Below are 20,417 nucleotides of genomic sequence, written 5' to 3'. Positions count from 1 at the left end.
CGACCGGGTGGGAGCGCCCGGTCAGTCGAACGACAACTCGGTCGTACGGCGGGGCATGAGCAGCAGCGCGGCGACGCTGAGCACGGCCACGACGACGAGCGCGAGGAAGATGTGGTGGACGGCGTCGTACAGCGCGCCCCGGACGAAGGACGCGGCGGCCGAATGGGCCTGCGCGCCCTGCGCCTTCAGCACCAGGCTGGTGGCGTCGAGGCTGTCCGGCAGCTGTCCCGTGACGCCGGCGGGCGGGTGGGCGAAGCGGTCCGACAGCGTCGCGTTGGAGACGGCGCCGAGCACCGCGGCCCCGACCGTGCTGCCGATCGAGCGGAAGAACATGTTGGTCGCGGTCACCACGCCGCGGCGCTCCCAGCCGACGACCGACTGCACGGCGACCATGGTGGGGCTGGCGGACAGGCCGAGGCCGACGCCGACGACGAAACAGGCGGCCGCGACCTGCCAGATCATCGCGTTCTGCCCGAGCAGCGCGCACAGCACGGTGCCGGCCACCACGACGACGATGCCGATCAGGGCGGTGTCGCGGAACCCGATGCGCATGTAGAAACGGCCGGACAGCGTCGCCGCGAGAGGCCAGCCGACGGTGAGCGCGGCCAGCGCGAAGCCCGCCACCAGCGCGCCCGTGCCCAGCACGCCCTGCGCGTACGTCGGGACGTACGAGGTGAGTCCGATGGTGAGGGCGCCGACGCCGAGAGAGGTCAGGTTGCCGCCGGTCAGCGTGCGGCGGCGGAAGACCCACAGCGGCAGCACCGGCTCGGCCGCGCGGCGCTCCACGAGCACGAAGGCGACGATCATGAGCAGGCCCGCCGCGAAGATCAGCAGGCTGGGCGCGGAGTTCCAGCCCCAGGCGACGCCGCCCTCCAGCAGGCCGAGGATGAGCAGCGAGGAAGCGCCGGTGAGCAGCGCGGCGCCCGTGTAGTCGATCCGGTGGGAGCCCCGCTTCACCTGCTCCTTGAACCGGCGGGCGAGCATCCAGGCGGCCACCGCGCCGAGCGGCAGGTTGATGAAGAAGATCCAGCGCCAGGAGACGTACTCGGAGAAGACCCCGCCGAGCGTCGGGCCGACGACGGCCGACATGCCCCACACGCTGGCGAGGTAGCCCTGGACGCGGGCCCGTTCCTCGACCGTGTAAAGGTCGCCGGCCATCGTCATGCTGATCGGCTGCACCGCCCCGGCCCCGATGCCCTGGATCGCTCGGAAGGCGATCAGCGCGGGCATGCTCCAGGCGATCCCGCACAGCACCGACCCGAGCAGGAACGCCCCGATGCCGAAGAACATCACCGGCTTGCGTCCGAACACGTCGGCGAGCTTGCCGTAGATGGGGACGGTCACGGCCTGCGTGAGCAGGTAGATCGAGAAAAGCCACGGGAACTGGGAGAACCCGCCGAGGTCGGTGACGACCGAGGGAACCGCGGTCGCGATGATCGTGCTGTCCAGCGCCACCAGAGCGGTGCAGAGCATGATGGCGCCGAGCACGGGACCGCGTTCTGACCGCAGGCCGATGCCCTTCGATGTCGTCGTCGTGGTCACGTGGAAGGCTCCCCTGGACGTTCGTGCACGTACGCGGGACCTCCCCACATGAGCGGAAAGGTCCCGGAACAGGGCAACTATCGCAAACCGTCCGGCATTCCTTGCCGAGCGTCGGCCCCACGGTGTCAGCCGCGGCGCTGGGTCTCCTCCAGGTAGCGCAGGACGGCCGTGACCCTGCGGTCCGCCCGGTCGGTGGGCGCGAGGTCGAGTTTGGCGAAGATGCTGCGGATGTGCTTGTGGACGGCGCCTTCGCTGACGACCAGCCGTTCGGAGATGGCGGTGTTGCCCAGTCCCTCGGCCATCAGGGCGAGCACGTCGCGTTCCCGGACGGTCAGCCGTTCCAGCCCGCTGTCGGAGCGGGTGCGCGTGAGCAGTTGCGCGACGACCTCGGGGTCGATGGCCGTGCCTCCGGCGGCCACCCGGTGCAGGGCGTCGAGGAACTCGCCGACGCGGCCGACTCTCTCCTTGAGCAGATATCCGAGCCGGTCGGTTCCGGCGGCGAGCAGTTCGGTGGCGAACGCCTGCTCGACGTAGGCGGACAGCACGAGCACCGCCAGCCCGGGCTGACGGCGCCTGGCCTCCACGGCCGCGGCGATGCCCTCGGTGGTGTGGGTCGGCGGCATCCGGACGTCGACGATGGCCACGTCCGGCCGGTGGGCGTCGACGGCCGCCAGGAAGGTGTCCGGCGAGTCGGTCGTGGCCACCACGTCCAGGGACTCCGCGCGCAGCAGCAGCGCGACCCCTTCACGCAGCAGCGGGTCGTCCTCGGCTATCACTATCCGCACGGCAACTCCACGTCGAGGGTGGTCGGCCCACCGGGTGGGCTGGTCAGGGTGAGACGCCCGTCGTGCGCCTCGATCCGGCTGCGCATGCCGGTGAGCCCGGAGCCGTGCCGTTCGTCCGCGCCGCCGACGCCGTCGTCCTCGATGCGCAGGGACAACCGGCCGCCCGCACGCCGTACGGTCACCGTGGCGTGCCGGGCCCGGCTGTGCCTGGAGATGTTGGTGAGCGCCTCGGCGCTCACGAAGTAGGCGGTGGCCTCGATGGAGGCGGCGCACCTGCCGAGCGCGTCGACGTCCACCCGGCAGGGCACCGCGCAGTTCGCCGCGAGCCCGGAGAGCGCGTCGGCGAGCCCCCGGTCGGCCAGCACGGGCGGCAGGATGCTGCGGACGACCGTACGGAGCTCGGCCAGCGCCTGCTCGGCGGTCTCCTGGGCGCGTTCGAGCATGTCCTCGGCACCCGGCCGGTTCTGGGCCAGCGCGCGGCGGGCCGCGCCGAGCAGCACGGTGACGGCGACCAGCCGGTTCTGCGCCCCGTCGTGCAGGGAGCGTTCGATCCGCCGCAGCTCCGCGGCGTGGGCGTCCAGCGCCGCCGCGCGGGTGGCCGACAGCTGTGCGATGCGCAGGGACAGGTCCATGTCCGCGGTGGGCGCCAGGAGCCGGCGTCCCGGCCACGCCTGCAACCGGGCCATCCCGCTTCCGAGGACCAGGAAGCAGACGGCGAGCCCCAGGCCGAGGAGCGCGACCGCCCAGGCGTCGGCGTCGTCGTGCACGTCCCAGAACACCAGGGTCGGGGCGGGGTCCTCCACGGGCAGCGCCCGCCACCACAGCGGGTACGTGATGTCCTGCACGGCGTCCACAACCAGGGTCAACGCCGCCAGGCCGAGGAACAGGCCGAGCGTGGCGTGCACGAGGAGCCAGCACAGCTCCCGCCGTACGGCCGGATCGGCGAGGGCGGCGCGTACGCCGGCCGGCGCGGGTCCCAGATTTGGGATCTCCGGCCCCCAGCGGGACAACCGGTTGCGCTCCCGCTCGGCGACGGACCGCACGACACGCGGCACGGTGGGCGCCAGGAGCAGGCCCAGACCGATCACGCAGGTGAGCGCGACCAGGACGAGCCACAGCAGACCTGCGAGCGCCAGCAGCGCGGTGCCGAGACCGCCTACGAGGTGTTCGAAGGCGTCGAAGAGGCCACGGGCGCGTGCGGCGACACCCTTCCGGCCGTCTCGCCGGCCGTCTTGCCGGCCGTTTTGCCGGCCGTCTCGCCGGGTGCCGGCCGGCTTCCGCTGGCGCGCCGCCACGATGCACACCCCCTCGGGCCCACGAGCTTAGATCATCCTTCTCGCGGCGGTTGTTCACCGCTGCGGGGCGAGCTCCGGCGCCGGTTCCTCGGCCGGGCGGTAGCCGAGGCGGCCGCGGGTCCCGACGAGCACCAGCACCGCCGCCGTGGTGGCCGCGAGCAGGGTGACGTGGCTCGCGTGCTCGGGGGTGTCGATCGTCGGGAACATGCCCGAGTAGATGATCGACATGAAGTTGTTGACGCTGACGTGCAGCAGCATGACCAGCGGCAGGCTCTGGCCGGTCCGGTTGAACACCCAGGTGACGACCACGCTGAAGACGGTGGCGAAGGCGACGAACTCGCCGATCCTCATCCAGGTGACGTCCGGCCACCCGCCCCACTGGCTCAGGAACAGCGGCAGGTGCCAGACGCCCCACAGCGGGCCGAGGATGGCGGTGGCGCCCAGGGGGCCGAACTTCCGCTGCATGCGGGGCAGGGCGAAGTCACGCCAGCCGGGCTCTTCGGCCAGACCCGTGGTCACCATCTGGAGCACCAGGCTGGGCACGTAGGCGACCAGCGCGGCGACGGGCGGCATGTGGAAGTCCTCGCCGGAGAGCGCGAAACCGGTGACGACGATGGCGGCGGGGACGCCGAGGGCGGCCACGAGGTACCAGACCCAGCCGACCCGCCACTTGGTCATCCGCCGGACCCACCGGCGGACGCCCTCCTTGCCGTCCGCGACCCTGGTCACGATGTACGCGGCGAAGATGGGGCCGAGGTAGGCGCCGGGGAGGACACCGGAGAACTGGGTCGTGCCGAGCAGCGAGGGGAAGTCGAAGTCCCAGACCCCCAGGCCGTTGTTCGACAGGACGTAGGGTAACCAGGCCGCCCAGCTCATGAGGTTGGCCAGGACGAAGAAACTGATCAGCGGGCGGCGGCGGATGAGGCCCCGGATCCCGGTCTCGCTCGTGTGGTGCCCGGCCAGCGGCCGGCTGTCGACTGCCATTTCACTGTCTCCTGTGGAGTGCTCGACTGACAGTGATCAGCACACCAGCCGCGGACCCTCCCGGTCGCTCCCGCGGGCTGCCCAATGGAGGTACAGCCAGGGGTACCAAGCGGAGAACGACCAGGTCAGAGTGGGGAAAAGCCGGAGGCGGTCGTACAGGGCCGCGACGGGCCCCGGACGACCGCCTCCCAGAGGAGCACCAGGGTCAGATGAGGACGTGTGCCTCGGGGTTGCCGGCGAAGCAGAACTGCGCGTTGCGGGTCAGCTTGTAGTCCGCGGCCTGCCAGGTGTGGGCGGTGGCGTCCGAGCCGCGCATGTAGATGAAGTTGTACCGGTCGGCCGAGTAGATCCGGACGCCCTCCTCCTTGCAGCGCCGTACGAGCCGGGTGTCCTCGCCCGCGTTGACCGGCTCGAACGGGAACGCCCGCAGCAGGTCGGCCTTGGCCAGGATCGTCGCCCCCTGGATGAGGTGGGCGTAGCGGTGCTCCAGCCCGGGCAGCCGGAAGATCGTGACGTCCTGCTCGGGGAAGTACGTGTAGTGCGCGCCCTTGCCGACCATCTCGGCGTCGGCGTAGTCGAAGGAGCGGACCAGGTCGGACAGGTAGTGCTCGCCGTAGATGTTGTCGTCGTCCATCTTCGAGATCAGCTCGCCCTCGGCGTGGGCGATGCCGTGGTTGAGCACCTCGCCGAGCGTCCAGGACGGGTCGGCGGTCAGCACCTTCACGGCCGGGATGCCCGCCGCGAGGGCCTTGTCGCGCACGACCGCCGGGTCCTCGGACAGGCCGTGCATGACCAGCACCAGCTCCAGGTTGCGGTGCCGCTGCCGCGCCACCTGGCTGATCGCGTGTTCGAGCTGGCCCGCGCGGTTGGTCGGCAGCACCACGGAGATCGACCGCGACCGGGAGACGACCGGCAGGCCGAGGTCGCCGAGGATCTGGTCGACCCGGTGGGAGAACAGGTGCTTGTCGAACACCTCGCGCATCGCCAGGTGGCCCTGGCGCGCCCGCAGCTCGGGGCTGTTGATCAGGTAGATCGCCCGGTTGTACGCCTCCTCCTGGGAGTGCGCGACCGGGATGAGCGGCCCGAAGGTCTCCTCGATGGCCCGCGACCACCCCGACAGCACCGTGGTCGAGCAGGCCGACAGCTCGAAGACCCGGCGCGCGCACATGGTCGGCGAGTCGATCACCGAGTTCACGTTCAGGAAGACCTTGTACATCTTGTACGCGGCCAGCATCTGCTCGTACGGCAGCTCGCCGACGATGTGCGGGCGGTACTCCTCCGGCCAGGCGTACTTGTCGGCCACGGAGGCGTTCCTGGCGAAGATGTGCAGGCCGAGCGGGCGTACGGGCGCGAGGATCGTCTCCATCTGCTCGCGCCGCTCGGGGTGCTTGTCGCGGAAGTACATCCCCGCGAAGACGATGTCGTACGGCCGGCCCTGCTTGGTCTGGATCGGGTTGTGGATCCGGGGCTGGGCGGCGAACTGCAGCGCGCCGACACGGTCATGACCCAGAACCTCGCGATATTTCGGGATCATGTCGCCGTCGCACGTGTACACGTAGTCGAACAGCTTGGCCGTCTCGATGAAGAAGTCGAAGTTGGGCGGGTCCTCCTTGTTCCAGAAGACCGTGGGGATGCCCTCCTCGCGGCACCAGGCGATCAGGTCGCGCAGTTCCTGCTTGGGCGCGTTGGTCCCGGTCATCTGGTAGCGCCAGCGGCCCTGGTTGCCGTGCCAGGCCGACTCGCAGAACAGCATCTCCGGCCGCTTCTCGGCGAAGATCTCCCGCCAGTCCTGCAGGCCGAACTCGATCTGGTCCCACTCGTACTTGAACGCCATGCGGGAGAAGTCGTCGAGGATCACCGCGACGCGCATGTCCGGCCGTACGACCGGGCCATCGGGCCACTTGAGGCCGGGGATCTTGACCTCGGGGCCGCGAGCCTCCGCCTCGGCGGCGACCTCGATGGCGGACGGCGGCGCCTTCGGCGGCTTCCTGCCGTCCTTCATGGCCTTGCTGAGGTCGCGCGGCAGCCGGACGATCTTCTTGGGCTTCGCCGCGTTCGTCAGCACCTGCGCGACCCGGTAGGGCTTCTGGACCTGGGTGGCCTGGAGCCGCCAGAGGGCGTAGTCGGCGCGGGCCTCCTGGTAGGCGAGCCGGTTCTCCAGATCGCGGATCCGCGCCTCGTACTGCTCGACGTGCTTGCGCTCCTCGGGCAGCCAGTTCACCGGCCCCAGCCGCTGGAAGCGGGGCTCTTCAGGAGTCTCTTCGGTCTCAGCCATACCTCTCCCCTTTACGGAAGGGTCATCGTACGGGGGTCAACGCGGCCTTTATCCCTGTATAGGGAGATTCAGCGCACCCGGCCTTTGGCGGCGGGGGAGAGGCTGTCGCCGCGGAGCCAGGCCTCGATGACGCGGGCGATCCGCGGCCCGGCCGCGCCGTCCCACAGCGGCGGCAGCTCGCCGCTCGGCGTGGCCGCGCCGTCCGCCAGCGCCTTGGACGCCGCGGCGGGCAGCGAGGCGGGCGTGACGAGCCGGTTGGTGCCGTGGGTCACGGTGATCGGCCGCTCGGTGTTGGGCCGGACGGTCAGACAGGGGACGCCCAGCATGGTCGTCTCCTCCTGCACGCCGCCCGAGTCGGTCACCACGAGGGCGGCGCCCCTGACCAGCGACAGGAAGTCCACGTACCCGAGCGGGTCCACGATCTTCAGATGCGGCCTGTCCACGAGCCCGGCCTCCGCGAGCCGCTGCCGGCCGCGCGGGTGGAGCGGGACGACGACGGGCACCTGCTCGGCCACGCCGAGCACCGCGTCCACCAGCTCGCGGGCCGCCTGCGGGTCGTCGACGTTCGCCGGGCGGTGCAGCGTGGCGACCGCGTACCTGCCCTCGATCCCCAGGCGCTCCTGGACGGGCGCGGGGTCGAGCTTCGGCAGCGCCGCGAACAGGCTGTCGATCATCGGGTTGCCGACGAGGTGCACCTTGGCCGGGTCCACGCCCTCGTTGGCGAGGTGCGACAGCGCCTCCGGCGAGGTGGCGAACAGCAGGTCCGACAGCGCGTCGGTGACGACCCGGTTGACCTCCTCCGGCATCTGGCGGTCGAAGGAGCGCAGGCCCGCCTCCACGTGCGCGGTCGGCACGTGCAGCTTGGCGCAGACGAGGATCGCCGCCAGTGTCGAGTTCACGTCGCCGTAGACCACCACGAGCGCCGGGCGGTGCTCGAGCACGACGTCCTCCAGCCCCGTGAGCAGGGCGGCCGTCTGCCGGGCGTGGGTGCCGCTGCCGACGCCGAGGTTCGCGACCGGCTCGGGCAGCCCGAGGTCGGCGAAGAACACGTCCGACATCAGCGCGTCGTAGTGCTGGCCCGTGTGGATGATGCCCTGCCGGATGCCGAGCTCGGCCAACCCCTTGACGACCGGGGCCGCCTTGACGAAGTTGGGCCGTGCGCCCAGTACGTGCAGGACGAGGGGGTTGTCTCTCATCTACCTCGCCTTTCGCCTTTTCTCCAGCCTGGGACAAACGTTGCCTATGGTACGGTCGCGCCGTGGAATCCGAGGCCAACAAGCCACTGAAGGCCGTGTCCGCCGCGTCCGCGAAGGCCGGCCTCGGCGGCTTCCTCCGGGGGTTCGCGAGGAATCCGGTCCTCGTCTCCCGGATCTTCGTGAGCAAGGTCAAGTCCGACCCCATGCGGGTCGCGCAGGCCGCCGCCGACGCCATGCCCGCCGGGGTGCGCCCGGTCGTCGGCCGCGTCGCCTGGCCCGCGGCCCGCTTCGTGAAGGTCAGGACCCGCAAGATCCTGCAGCGCGCGGCCAAGGGCCCGCTGCGGGACGCGAAGGCCCACTTCGACGCCGGCCGGCTCACCGACGCGGTCCAGGCGCTCCAGCCGCACGCCCGATGGCCGTTCGTCCGCCGGAGGATGGCCTACTACGAGGGTGAGAAGGCCGCGCTCGGGCCGAACCCGATCCCGCCCAAGGCGAAGATCATCATGGGTGAGCGGATGCCCGGCCGGGTGCTGCACATGGTCACCAACGCCCTGCCGTACACGCAGGCGGGCTACACCGTGCGCACCCACCGCATCGTCACCGCGCAGAAGGCGGCCGGGCTCGACCCCCACGTCGTGACGAGCTGGGGCTGGCCCATGCTCCAGGGGCACACCGACGCCGAGCCGTACGAGGAGATCGACGGGATCCCCTACTACCGGCTGCTGCCCAAGGACGAGGTGCCGTTCGAGAGCCAGGGGCGGATGATCCGCGGCGCCGCGGACGTGTCGGAGCTGGTCAGGACCCTCCGTCCGCAGGTTCTGCACGCGGCGACCGACCACCGCAACGGCTCGGTCGCGCTCGCCGTGCGCGAGCGGACGAACACGCCGTTCGTGTACGAGGTGCGCGGCTTCCTGGAGGAGACCTGGGTCTCCCGCGACCCGGCGCGAGTCGGCAGCGAGCGGCACAGGATGCAGCGTGACCGCGAGGCGCAGATCATGCGCGAGGCCGACGCGGTCGTCACGCTCGCCGAGACGATGGCCGCCGAGATCGTGGAGCGCGGCGTGCCCAGGGAGCGCATCTTCCTCGCGCCCAACGCCGTGGACGACTCCCTGCTGACGGCCGACTACGACGGCGAGGCCTTCCGCGACTCATTCGGGATCGGCCGGGACGAGATCGTCGTGGGCTCGGTGTCGAGCATCGTCGCCTACGAGGGCTTCGCCACGCTGCTGAGCGCCGCCGCGCTGCTGCGCGACTCGGGGACGCCGGTGAAGGTCCTGCTCGTCGGCGACGGGGCCGAACGGCCCGCGCTGCTCGAACAGGTCGAACGGCTCGGCCTCAAGGACGCGATCCTGCCCGGTCGGGTGGGCCCGGACGAGGCCCTGCAGGCCCAGGCGGCCATCGACATCTTCGTCTGCCCGCGTGAGGACCTGCGGGTCTGCCGCCTCGTCACGCCGCTGAAGCCGGTCGAGGCGATGGCGCTCGGCAAGCCGGTCGTGCTGAGCGACCTGCCCGCGCTCTCGGAGCTCGTCGGCGGCGAGGGGGCCGGTCTGCTGGTGCCGCCGGGAGACCCGGCCGAGCTGGCGAAGGCGCTGGCGGCCCTGCGCGACGATCCGGAGCGCCGCCGGGCCATGGGTGAGGCGGGCAAGGCCGAGGTCGCGGCGCACCGGACCTGGAGCAGCCTGGCCCGCACCTACCAAGGGATCTACCAGTCGTTGACCGAAGCTCGATAAACAGCAGGAAGTCCGATGTGTTGCATCAGGCATGCTTGGTGCCGAGTTGAGATAACCTTTGCCACCATGAAGTGTTGTTTCCGCCCTCAGGCCACATCGTGACAGCCTTCGATCTTACGATCATCGGGCTGGGGTACGTGGGCATGCCGCTGGCCAAGGAGGCCACGGCGGCGGGCCTGCGGGTGGCCGGTCTGGACGTCGACCCCCGCAAGGTCGACGCTCTCAACGCCGGCCGCTCCTACATCGACGACCTGACCGACGCCGACCTCGACGCGATGCTCTCCGGCGGCTTCACGGCCACGCTGGACGCGTCCGTGCTGTCGCGGTCGCGGACGATCGTCATCTGCGTCCCGACGCCGCTGGACGAGGACCACCGTCCGGACCTGTCGGCCGTCGAGGGCGCCACCAGAACCGTCGCAGAGCACCTTCAGGCGGGCACGCTCGTCGTGCTGGAGTCCACCACGTGGCCCGGCACCACCGACGAGCTGGCGCGGCCCATCCTGGAGCAGTCCGGGCTGGTGGCGGGCGAGGACTTCCACCTGGCGTTCTCGCCGGAGCGGATCGACCCGGGCAACCCGAAGTTCGGCCTGCGCAACACTCCCAAGGTCGTCGGCGGCTACACCCCCGCCTGCAAGGAGCGGGCCGCGGCCTTCTACGCCCAGTTCGTCGAGCGGGTCGTGCCGGTCAGCGGCACCCGCGAGGCGGAGATGGCCAAGCTGCTGGAGAACACCTACCGGCACGTGAACATCGCCCTCGTCAACGAGATGGCGATCTTCTGCGACGAGCTCGGCGTGAACCTGTGGGAGGCCATCGAGGCGGCCTCGACCAAGCCGTTCGGTTTCCAGAAGTTCCTGCCCGGCCCCGGCGTCGGCGGGCACTGCATCCCCGTCGACCCGTCGTACCTGTCGTACACGGTGCGCAAGCTCGGCTATCCGTTCCGGTTCGTGGAACTGGCCCAGGAGATCAACGAGCGGATGCCGTCGTACGTGGTGGCCCGCGTGCAGCGGCTGCTCAACCGGGCCCGCAAACCGGTGAACGGCTCGCGCGTGCTGCTCCTCGGCGTGACGTACAAACCCGACATCGCCGACGAGCGGGAGACGCCCGCGATACCGGTGGCCGAGGCGCTCCTGGAGCTGGGCGCCGAACTGTCGTTCTGCGACCCGTACGTCAAGGAGTGGTCGGTCGAGGGCACGGCGGTCCCCCGCGAGGAGGACCTGGCCGAGGCCGTGGCCGCCGCCGACGTGGTGGTCCTGCTGCAGCAGCATTCGGCCTTCGACCTTGACGTGGTCGAGGAGCGAGCCTCTCTCGTGCTGGACACTCGCGGCGTGCTCGCCACGAGTGAACGCGTCGAGCGGTTGTAGGAAGGGTCCCGCGCGTGCACGTGCTCGTCATGACGGTGGTGCATCACCCCGAGGACGCCCGGATCCTGCACCGGCAGATCCGCGCGCTCGTCGACGCCGGTCATGAGGTCACGTATGCCGCGCCGTACACCGCCCGCGGGGTCGTGCCGCGGTCGTTCGTGACGGGTGTGGACCTGCCCAGGGCCGCCGAGCGACGCCGCCTGGCGGCGGTGCGGGCGGCCCGCAAGCTGTTCAAGAGCATGCGGGGCAAGGTCGACCTGGCCCTCATCCACGACCCCGAGCTGCTTTTCGCGGTCGCCGGGGTGCGCGGACGCCCGCCGGTCGTCTGGGACGTCCACGAGGACACCCCCGCGACGCTGTCGCTCAAGCCGTGGCTGCCGGCGTTCCTGCGCCCGCCGACGCGGTTCCTCGCCCGGCTGCTCGAAACCACCGCCGAGCGCCGGCTGCACCTGCTGCTGGCCGAGACGGCGTACGCGGGCCGGTTCAGACAGCAGCACCTCGTGGTGCCGAACGAGACGTGGGTGCCCGACAGGGTCAGCCCGCCCGGGGACGACCGCGTGGTCTACCTCGGCTGGCTGTCGGAGGCCCGGGGCGTCCAGGAGGCCGTCGAGGTGGCCCGCCTGCTCCAGCCGCACCGCGTGGCCGTGGAGCTCATCGGCTACGCCGACCCGCAGAGCAGGCCCCTGCTGAACGAGGCCGTCGCCCAGGGCCTGCTTGAATGGCGCGACTTCATGCCGAACGACGAGGCGCTCAAGCGGCTCGACGGCGCGCTCGCGGGGCTCTCGCTGCTGCACGACGAGCCCAACTATCGCCACTCGATGCCCACGAAGATCGTGGAGTACATGGCGCACGGCATCCCGGTCATCACCACCCCCTCGCCGCGGGCCGTGGAGCTCGTCGAGCGTTACCAGTGCGGCCTGGTCGTCCCGTGGCGGGATCCCCAGGCGGTGGCGCGGGCGGTGCTGCAGCTCAGGGACAACCCCTTCGAACGGCACGGGACCGGCGGCCGGGGCTACGCCGCCGCGCGGGCGCACCACCACTGGCCCAACTCCGCACGCCGGTTCGTCGCGCAATTAGAGGCCTGGGCCGGCGTCAAGAGCTGAACGCCCGGTGAACACCGCCCCGGACGGCCTTCGACGGCGACCGGGCAGCGCGACATCCGGGTAGGCTGGGCACCAGCAAGATCATTTGAACGACGGGCGGTAGTGTCCTGAAAGTGCGCTGGCTCACTCTGATCCTCGGCGTGGCGATTCTCGCCGGTGTCGCATCAGTGGTGATCGTCTTCCGCGACGGGAACACCGGGTCCGGCACCGCCAGCGCCGGGCAGACCACCCCCGCGACCCCGGCGCTCGGGTCGCCGACGCACAGCGAGTTCACCGACCCCTGCGGGACGTTCGAGACCGCCGCGACCACGCCGTACGCCGTGAGCGGCTACTGGCTGATCCCCACCTCCGATCCCTGCACCTGGCGGCGTCAGCTGGAGGCCATCCACCGGCTCGGCGGGGACACGGTCGTACGCCTCGGGTTCGGCCTGTCGCCGCGTAAGACCGACGACGCGGGCCAGGTCCTCGAGGCGTCGACCCCCGAGGGGAAGGACCCCAAGCCCGACGCCAGGTACGCCCGCTGCGCCGAGAACGGGCTCTCCTGCGTGCGGGCGGCAGAGAACGACCTCAAGGCCGCCAATCCCGGCAACGAGATCACCGGGACGTACGTCTACCGCACCGACGAGCGGTTCGGCCCCGGCATCCTCCGCTGCCCGCAGATGGAGCACGAGATCGTCGTGGGGGACGCCGTCTTCTTCCGGCTCGTCGCGCCCGAGGACGGCTCGGACGACCCCACCTGCGACTTCACCTCGCAGGGGCGCGGCTATCACCTGATCCTCGTCTCCGCGGGCGCCAAGGACAGCCTCACCGAGCTGCTCGGCCTCGGCGACCGGTTCGGCATCAAGGTCTTCCCCGCTCTGCCGCTCGCGCCGCGCGACCCCGAGGAGTCCACGCGGGCCGACCCCAGGCACATCGGCACGCTCACCACGCTGACCCGGCGGATCCTGCAGGACTACGGCGACCGCTTCAACGGCCGAGAGTCGCTGGGCGGCGTCTACCAGCCGTTCGAGCTGCAACTGCGGGACTGGCCCGACCCGAGCAAGGTCCAGACGCTCCAGGTGTACGCCGAGCAGCACCTGATCGTCGAGCAGGAACTGCCGGACAAGCCGATCCTGGTGAGCCCGTACATCGACAGCCGCAGACGGGTGAAGTACACCTCCACGCCGAGCCAGGTGGCGCAGGGCTTCAAGGCCCTCGCGCGCACCGGGGTGGAGATCATCGCCCCGCAGGACGGCCGGGGCACGGGCAAGGTCGGCCTGTTCTGGCCGAACTGGAAGAACAAGGCGGTGGACGACGCGCTCAAGCCGGTCGTCGGCGAGAGCACGTACGCCACGGCCTACTACGGCAGCACCCGGGACTACTACCGGGCGATGTCGCTGGCCCGGCAGGAGCTGGTCCAGGAGGGCGCCCAGGTCGAGCTGTGGGCCAACGTGGAGGCGTTCGAGCCGTCCACCTCGACGGAGACCTGCGGCCGTCAGGGCACCCGCGGGCGCACGGACAAGCCCAGGCTCGACACCCAGGTGACGCTCGCCGCGCCGTACGTGTCGAAGATCATCTCGTATATGTGGAGCGACTTCTTCACCTGCGGCTCGCCGTCGTTGTCGGAGGAGATCGCGGCCGACTGGAACCGCCCGATCCCCATCGAGGCGCAGCGGCACGCGCGGCAGATCCAGGACGGCCTGGAGATCCGCGGCTACCACCTCGGCTCGGCCAAGGTCACGCTGAGCTGGCCGGACCTGGACACTCCCAGGGTCGTCGACTCGGCCACGGTCGGCTGGCACGACGCCACGCCGATCCCGGGGCTGCCGGCGGGCACGGAGCAGATCTGGATCCCGGTCGACTGGGCCACCGTCCCCGAAGACGTGTGGATTCGTGTGGAGGTCACCTCCGCCGACGGCAGGAAGTCCGCCGAGCCGGTCTACTACCACAACACCCGCTGACCGGTCGTCTCTCCCAGGGGCGCGGGCCGGGAGCGTTCCCCGTCCGTTCCCGGGCCCGGCAATGTCCGCGCAAGGAACGGACAATGGCGCGGCGGGGCGCCCGTGCGGCCGTCCCCGGCCGCTGATCTCCTTGCCTGCGCCGCCCGGCGGATCTTGCCGCGCGGGCGGAGCGACCACAGGCCGGTCCACACCGGCTTCGAGGTGCCCGTCGCATCAGGGCATTGGACGATCGACAAGGAGACCGCCCATGAACCGACTCCGTCACCTGCCCGCCGGTCTCACGGCGGGTGCGCTGGTGGCCGCGATGGCCCTGGCGGCCCCCGCTGCCACCGCCCAGGCCGCGAGCGAGCGTGCGACCGTCGTCACCGCGCTCGGCTACGACAGCACCGGCTGGACGTACCGCCAGGTGCCCGCCACGACCCAGGTGCCGGGCTTCGCCGGACGGGGATTCGACGACAGCGCCTGGCCGACGGGACAGGCGGCCTTCGGCACCACCAACGGCACCTGCTCGTGGAACAACCAGGCCGGCGTCAAGACGCCGTGGGCGGTCAACACGGACCTCCTGGTGCGGCACTGGATCCACCTGCCGCGGGACGCGCAGCAGGTGCGCATCCAGGGCACGGTGGACAACGACGCGCAGGTCTACTTCAACGGCCACCTGCTGAAGAACGTCACGAGCGGCAGGTGCGTCGCCGGGGCGATCGACGTCGTCGTGCCCGTGACCGATCTGGACTGCTGCAACCTGCTGGCCGTCCGCGCGCACGACGCCGGCGTGGCGACCTACCTGAACCTCCGGGTGACCTACGTCAAGCCCACGCAGGCGCTCTGACGTTCCCGGCGGCACGTCGCCCCGCTCCGCCCGCGCCGGGCCGGGCGACGTCCCGGGGGGACGCCCCGCGTCGGGGGACGCCCCGCGTCCCGCCCGCGTCCCCGGCGGGCGGACGGCCCGAGTTGCGGCCCGCGTCCTGTAGCGTGCTGGGCATGATCCCGCGTATCCCCGTCAGCGTGGATCTCGTCGTGCTCACCGTCAGGTCCCAGCAGCTCAGCGCCCTCGTCTGGCGGCGCGACAGGCCACCGTACGAGGGCCGGTGGGCGCTTTCCGGCGGCTTCATCAAGCTGGAGGAGGACCTGCCCGCCGCGGCGGCCCGGGTGCTGGCCGAACGGGCCGGACTTCCCGGCGCGCCGGTCCATCTGGAGCAACTCCAGACCTACGGCTACCCGGACCGCGATCCCCGCCAGCGGGTCGTCAGCGTGGCCTACCTGGGCCTCGCGCCCGACCTGCCCGCCTCCACCGAGGCCCACATGAGCTGGCAGCCGGTGGCGGAGCTGACCGCGATGGCCTTCGACCACCGCAGGATCATGCTCGACGGCGTCGAGCGGGCCAGGGGCAAGCTCGAGTACACCTCGCTCGGCGCCGCCTTCTGCCCGCCCGAGTTCACCGTCGCGGAGCTGCGCCGCGTCTACGAGATCGTCTGGGGGCGGCCGCTCGACCCGCGCAACTTCCACCGGAAGGTCACCAAGACGGAGGGCTTCCTGGTGCCCACCGGGCGCACCACGACCCGGGACGGCGGCCGTCCCGCGATGCTCTACCGTCGCGGTCCCGCCGTGCTGTTGCACCCGCCCATGCTCCGCACCTGACGCAAGACCCCCTGGCACAAGACTCCTGGCACAAGACCCCTGACTCCGGACGTTTGCGGACGCGGGGAAGGCGCTCAAATTCGGACGTCGGCGCAGAAGGTGCGCCTCACAGCGATCTTTCAGGATATATTCCGGCCTATGCTGGCTGCGGCCCCCCGCATCCCCGATGCGCCGGCCAACCTCCCCGGACCGTCCCGGCTGCGCGTTCTCGACCTTCTGCGGTTCTGCGCGGCCCTCGGCGTCGTCCTCTTCCATTTCGGCGAGACGCGCGCCTGGGGCACGCCCAACGCCTTCCCCGCGCTGAGCGCGGTGACCATGTTCGGCGTGTACGGCGTGCGCCTGTTCTTCCTGATCAGCGGATTCGTGATCCTGATGAGCGCCTGGGGCCGCACCCCCGGTCACTTCGCGGCGTCGCGGATCGCCCGGCTGTACCCGGCGTACTGGGCGAGCGTGCTCGTCCTGGGCGGTCTCGCGGTCGGAGGGCTGATCACCGACCACCGGCCGAGCCTCACCGAACTGCTGGCCAACATGACCATGCTCCAGCACGGCTTCCGCGTACGCGACCTGGAGATCGTCTACTGGACGCTGTGGCAGGAGCTGGTCTTCTACGCCCTCATCGCGTGCCTCGCGGCCGTGGGGATCACCTACCGCCGGTGCCTGGCGTTCATGGGGGCATGGGTGATCCTGCTGGCGATCGCCGACCGGGCGGACGCCGACCTGCTGCAGCAGTTCCTCGTCCCGTTCAGCGCGCCGTACTTCATCGCGGGGATGGCGCTCTACCTCATCCACCGCTTCGGCGGGTCGCTGTTCCCCTGGCTGTTCGTGGCCGTGGGCTGGGCGCTCGGGCTCTACACGGCGCTCGACGGGGAACCGACGGCGGTCCGGAGATACGGACAGGCGCTGGGCTCGGCGCTCGTGGTGGGCGTGATCTCGCTGATCTTCCTGGTGATGATCCTCGTGGCGGTCGGCGTGTTCGACCGGCTCGACTGGCGGTGGCTCACCTTCCTCGGCGCGCTGACCTACCCGCTCTACCTCTTCCACCACCACGTCGGATTCCTGCTGATCCAGTGGCTCCACCCGGTGCTGGGCAACCGCCTCACGCTCCCGCTGGCCGTCGCCGCCGCGCTCGTGGTCGCGTACGGCGTGCACCGGCTGGTCGAGCGGCCCCTGCAACCGCGGATGCGGGCGGCCCTGGACCGCTCGCTCACGGCCGACGCCGCCCGCGTCCCCGCGGCCGGGACGGCGGCGGCCTCTCCCCTGCCCCCGATGCCCGCACCCGCGCCGATGCCCGCACCGATGCCCCCGCCGCCGTACGCGGAGACGGCGCCCGGAGCCGGCTACTTGCCGCGCGGCGGGTAGATCTCGCCGGGACGCAGCTTGCGGCCCTGCAGCAGGGTCGTCAGCGTGACGAACTTGTAGTGCTCCTTCTCCAGCGCGGCGAGCACGCCCGGCATGGCCTTGACCGTCTCGGGGACGATGTCGTGCAGCAGGATGACACCGTCGCGCTTGGCGAGCTTCAGCGTGCGCTCGGCGATCACCTTGGTGTCGCGGGACTGCCAGTCGAGCGTGGACCCCGTCCACAGGATCTGCGGCAACCCCAGGTCGACCATGAGACCGGAGACCCGGGAGTCGGTCGCGCCGTTCGGCGGGCGCATGTACTCGGGCCTCTTGCCGATCGTCTGATAGATGATCTCCGAGGTGGTCGAGACCTCGTCGAACACCTCGCCGTCGGACAGCTTGGTGAGCGAGGGGTGGGTCCAGGTGTGGTTGCCGATGTCGTGGCCCTCCTCGTAGATCCGCTTGGTGAGCTCGGGCCGGTAGGCCACCTTCCTGCCGAGCAGGAAGAAGGTGGCCTTCGCCTTGTGCTTCTTCAGCGTGTCGAGGAGCCCGGGGGTGTAGGGCCACGGACCGTCGTCGAAGGTGAGGGCGATGCACTTGTACCGGGCGCAGTAGGGCTCGGTCTTCTTCTTCGTCTCCGTCCCGGCCTGCTTCGCCTCGGCCCGGGTCACGGCCGCCGTCTTCGTGGTGGCGGCGGTCGCGGATCCGGCCGGGGTGGGGACGACGCTCACTCCGGCTGCGCAGACACCGGCCATCACGATTCTTACTTTCCGCCACATGTCGCGGGATCTTAGTGAAAACCCGGCGAGATGGTTATCAAAGCGGCGACTTGCCGGAAAACGAGCTCCGAAATCCCCCGATGGCGAAGCGGTGTACAGCGGGCGTTAAGGAACCTGAAAGCGTCGCGGGGCAGACTGCGTGCAACGACGCAGGAAAGGAACCCCAGCCATGACCCTCACCCGTTCCCTGGCAGGCATCACGCTCGCGGCCGGCATTCTGGCCCTCGCCCCGCTCGCCACCGCCACGGCCGCCCAGGCGACCGCGGCCAAGCCCTGGGGTCCCTACTACGCGGCCGGGTCGAAGGCCAAGACGAGCGGCTCGCTGACCGCCGCGGCCAAGGCCGACCGGAGCCTGCCCGCGCCGTACGTCAAGGTCGCCGGCAGCGTCACCAGCCTGAACCGCAAGGCGTCCACCTGCGGCTGGGCCCTGTTCCGCGTCAGCTACTTCGACGCCGCCAACAAGCCGCACCTGGCGTACCGCAACTACCGCACCTGCTCCTACGGAGCGAAGAAGCAGTTCGCCTTCACCGTCAAGAACGTCGGCGAGGTCGAGCTCAAGGTCTGCTCCGAGGCCAAGGCCGCCAAGCCGTCCCTCAACTGCCAGTACGCCGGCACCTGGAAGACGCTCTACGCCTATTACAAGTAGGGACGCGTGCGCGGTCCACAGGGGGCGTGCGGGGTGCCGCGCGAACAGGTGCATCTCCTATCGTTAGGGCATGCCTCGATTCCGCTCGATCCTCGACACCATGCCGGCCTACAAGCCCGGCAAGGCCGTGGTCTCCCCGGACGGCCGGTCCTACAAGCTGTCCTCCAACGAGAGCCCCTTCGGGCCCCTGCCGTCGGTGGTGGAGGCGATCGCGCGGGCGGCCACGGAGATCCACCGTTATCCCGACCCCGGTGCGGTCCGGCTCACCGAGACGGTCGCCGAGCGGTTCGGGGTGCCCTACGACCACGTCGCGCTCGGCGCCGGGTCCGTGGCGGTCGCCCAGCAGATCCTCGAAGCGGTCGGTGAGCCCGGCGCCGACGTGGTCTACGCCTGGCGCTCCTTCGAGGCATACCCGCTGCTGGTCGGCCTCTCGGGCGCCAACGCCGTCGAGGTGCCGCTGCGCGACGAGACGCACGACCTCGACGCGATGGCCGAGGCCATCACGCCCGAGACGCGCCTGGTCTTCGTGTGCAACCCCAACAACCCGACCGGGACGGTGAACCGGACCGAGGAACTGGTGCGCTTCCTGGACCGCGTGCCGGAGAACGTCACCGTCGTCCTCGACGAGGCCTACCGGGAGTACGTCAGGGACGTGGACGTGCCCGACGGCCTCACGCTCTACCGCGACCGTCCCAACGTCGCCGTCCTGCGCACGTTCTCCAAGGCGTACGGCCTCGCGGGGCTGCGGGTCGGCTACCTGATCGGGCACGAGCCGGTGGCCGCCGCCGTCCGGAAGACGCTGCTGCCCTTCGCGGTCAACCACCTCGCCCAGGCCGCCGCCATCGCGTCCCTGCAGGCGGAGGACGAGCTGCAGGAGCGGGTCGACAACGTGGTCAAGGAGCGCGCCCGCGTCCGGGAGACGCTGCTGTCGCAGGGCTGGACCGTCCCGCCCACCGAGGCCAACTTCGTCTGGCTGCGCCTCGGCGAGCGCACGATGGAGTTCGCCGGCGCATGCGCGGCCGTGGGCGTCGCGGTGCGCCCGTTCGAGGGCGAGGGGGCCCGGATCTCCATCGGCGACCCCGAGGCCAACGACGTCTTCCTCGCGGCCGCCGCGGAGTTCAGGCGCTGACACGGGCAACCGACGAAGCTGTCTCGCGTCGGCGCCGAGACCCCGCTCACCCTGCGCTGAGCCGGTGAAAAAGGGTCCTAGGGAGCGGGGTAGTACCGCTGGACGAGCGCGTTCGTGCTCCGCTCCACCTGGTCGAGGCCGGCTCCGAGCGTGACCAGGATCCGCGACGCCGCACTCTCGCCGTCGCGGATGAGCCCGAGCAGGATGTGCTCGGTGCCGATGCGGTCGTGGCCGCGCCGCAGGGACTCCTGGTTGGCCGACGCGAGGACTTCGCCGGCCGAGGGGGTGAACGGCATGGGCTCGCCCGGATTCGGACCGGCCTGGCCCTGCCGCACGATCTCCTTGACCCGCAGGCGCACATCCTCGAGGGTCAGGCCCAGGCTCTTGAGCACCTGGGCGCCGATGCCCTCGTCCTCACGGAGCACGCCGAGGAGCACGTGCTCGGTGCCGATGGACGGGTGACCGAACATCCTGGCCTCCTCCTGGGCCAGGACGACGACGCGTCGCGCTCGGTTGGTGAACTTCTCGTACATACCGCCGCTCCTCGCAGGACAGTTCGGCGAACCCGTCCGGGTCCGGGCGGACGTCGTCCGCAGTGGTGACCGAGTTGTCCTGTGACGGTAGTGGATCTCGGTGAATCTCGCAGGCACGCGGCCGGCGGGCGCTGTGACGCCGT

The 20,417-nt window shown here is 70.9% G+C and carries 17 protein-coding genes; 9 read left to right on the top strand and 8 right to left on the bottom strand.

The genetic code is table 11. The features are described from left to right. Positions 1–21: 21 nt before the first annotated feature. The 6 genes from AB0J39_RS05205 to wecB form a co-directional block, all read right to left on the bottom strand. Entirely contained in the window at positions 22–1,542 is a 1,521-nt protein-coding gene (locus AB0J39_RS05205; RefSeq protein WP_363462030.1) for an MDR family MFS transporter, read from the bottom strand. A gap of 125 nt (positions 1,543–1,667) precedes the next feature. Next, complete coding sequence (locus tag AB0J39_RS05200; protein ID WP_363462028.1) at positions 1,668–2,327, bottom strand: response regulator transcription factor; 660 nt, start codon at positions 2,325–2,327, stop codon at positions 1,668–1,670. Further along, positions 2,318–3,622 (bottom strand): sensor histidine kinase, encoded by a 1,305-nt coding sequence (locus tag AB0J39_RS05195; RefSeq protein ID WP_363462026.1) that lies wholly within the window; start codon positions 3,620–3,622, stop codon positions 2,318–2,320. Before AB0J39_RS05195 ends, AB0J39_RS05200 begins: the two co-directional genes overlap by 10 nt. 54 nt (positions 3,623–3,676) lie before the next feature. Beyond that, entirely contained in the window at positions 3,677–4,606 is a 930-nt protein-coding gene (locus AB0J39_RS05190; RefSeq protein WP_363462024.1) for a type II CAAX endopeptidase family protein, read from the bottom strand. A gap of 205 nt (positions 4,607–4,811) precedes the next feature. Next, entirely contained in the window at positions 4,812–6,881 is a 2,070-nt protein-coding gene (locus AB0J39_RS05185; RefSeq protein WP_363462022.1) for a glycosyltransferase, read from the bottom strand. 68 nt (positions 6,882–6,949) lie between these two features. After that, positions 6,950–8,077, bottom strand: coding sequence for a UDP-N-acetylglucosamine 2-epimerase (non-hydrolyzing) (gene wecB / locus AB0J39_RS05180; protein WP_363462020.1), 1,128 nt, complete (start codon positions 8,075–8,077; stop codon positions 6,950–6,952). A gap of 62 nt (positions 8,078–8,139) precedes the next feature. Between wecB and AB0J39_RS05175 the strand changes: the two genes are divergently transcribed. From AB0J39_RS05175 to AB0J39_RS05145, 7 genes are all read left to right on the top strand, one after another. After that, positions 8,140–9,807, top strand: a complete 1,668-nt coding sequence (locus AB0J39_RS05175) for a glycosyltransferase family 4 protein (protein ID WP_363462018.1) — start codon at positions 8,140–8,142, stop codon at positions 9,805–9,807. Between the two features lie 98 nt (positions 9,808–9,905). Further along, complete coding sequence (locus tag AB0J39_RS05170) at positions 9,906–11,168, top strand: nucleotide sugar dehydrogenase (protein ID WP_363462016.1); 1,263 nt, start codon at positions 9,906–9,908, stop codon at positions 11,166–11,168. A 14-nt stretch (positions 11,169–11,182) separates the two neighbouring features. Continuing rightward, entirely contained in the window at positions 11,183–12,271 is a 1,089-nt protein-coding gene (locus tag AB0J39_RS05165; protein WP_363462014.1) for a glycosyltransferase, read from the top strand. 113 nt (positions 12,272–12,384) lie between these two features. After that, entirely contained in the window at positions 12,385–14,211 is a 1,827-nt protein-coding gene (locus AB0J39_RS05160) for a DUF4434 domain-containing protein (RefSeq protein WP_363462012.1), read from the top strand. Positions 14,212–14,458: 247 nt separating this feature from the next. Next, positions 14,459–15,040, top strand: coding sequence for a hypothetical protein (locus AB0J39_RS05155; RefSeq protein ID WP_363462010.1), 582 nt, complete (start codon positions 14,459–14,461; stop codon positions 15,038–15,040). Positions 15,041–15,192: 152 nt separating this feature from the next. After that, positions 15,193–15,849, top strand: a complete 657-nt coding sequence (locus tag AB0J39_RS05150) for an NUDIX domain-containing protein (protein ID WP_363462008.1) — start codon at positions 15,193–15,195, stop codon at positions 15,847–15,849. A 138-nt stretch (positions 15,850–15,987) separates the two neighbouring features. Continuing rightward, positions 15,988–17,208: an acyltransferase gene (locus AB0J39_RS05145; protein WP_363462006.1), complete on the top strand. Its 1,221-nt coding sequence runs from the start codon at positions 15,988–15,990 to the stop codon at positions 17,206–17,208. Here AB0J39_RS05145 and AB0J39_RS05140 read toward each other — a convergent pair. Then, positions 17,187–17,942 carry a polysaccharide deacetylase family protein gene (locus AB0J39_RS05140; RefSeq protein ID WP_363462072.1) on the bottom strand — a complete coding sequence of 252 codons (756 nt, stop codon included), beginning with the start codon at positions 17,940–17,942 and terminating at the stop codon, positions 17,187–17,189. The genes AB0J39_RS05145 and AB0J39_RS05140 overlap by 22 nt on opposite strands. Before the next feature lie 193 nt (positions 17,943–18,135). On the opposite strand from AB0J39_RS05140, the gene AB0J39_RS05135 reads away from it, so the two are divergent. Both AB0J39_RS05135 and hisC read left to right on the top strand, forming a co-directional pair. After that, positions 18,136–18,612 carry a hypothetical protein gene (locus AB0J39_RS05135; RefSeq protein ID WP_363462004.1) on the top strand — a complete coding sequence of 159 codons (477 nt, stop codon included), beginning with the start codon at positions 18,136–18,138 and terminating at the stop codon, positions 18,610–18,612. A gap of 70 nt (positions 18,613–18,682) precedes the next feature. Further along, a complete protein-coding gene (gene hisC / locus AB0J39_RS05130) occupies positions 18,683–19,741 on the top strand; it encodes a histidinol-phosphate transaminase (RefSeq protein WP_363462002.1) in 1,059 nt (352 codons plus the stop codon). 77 nt (positions 19,742–19,818) lie between these two features. On the opposite strand, the gene AB0J39_RS05125 is transcribed toward hisC, so the two are convergent. Beyond that, positions 19,819–20,274, bottom strand: coding sequence for a Clp protease N-terminal domain-containing protein (locus AB0J39_RS05125; RefSeq protein ID WP_363462000.1), 456 nt, complete (start codon positions 20,272–20,274; stop codon positions 19,819–19,821). Between the last annotated feature and the right edge of the window lie 143 nt (positions 20,275–20,417).

Source organism: Microbispora sp. NPDC049633 (assembly GCF_040675265.1).
In the GTDB taxonomy this organism is placed as follows: Bacteria; Actinomycetota; Actinomycetes; order Streptosporangiales; family Streptosporangiaceae; genus Microbispora; species Microbispora maris.
The sequence above is the reverse complement of the archived record's forward strand: the minus strand, read 5'-3'. Positions and strand labels throughout refer to the sequence as shown.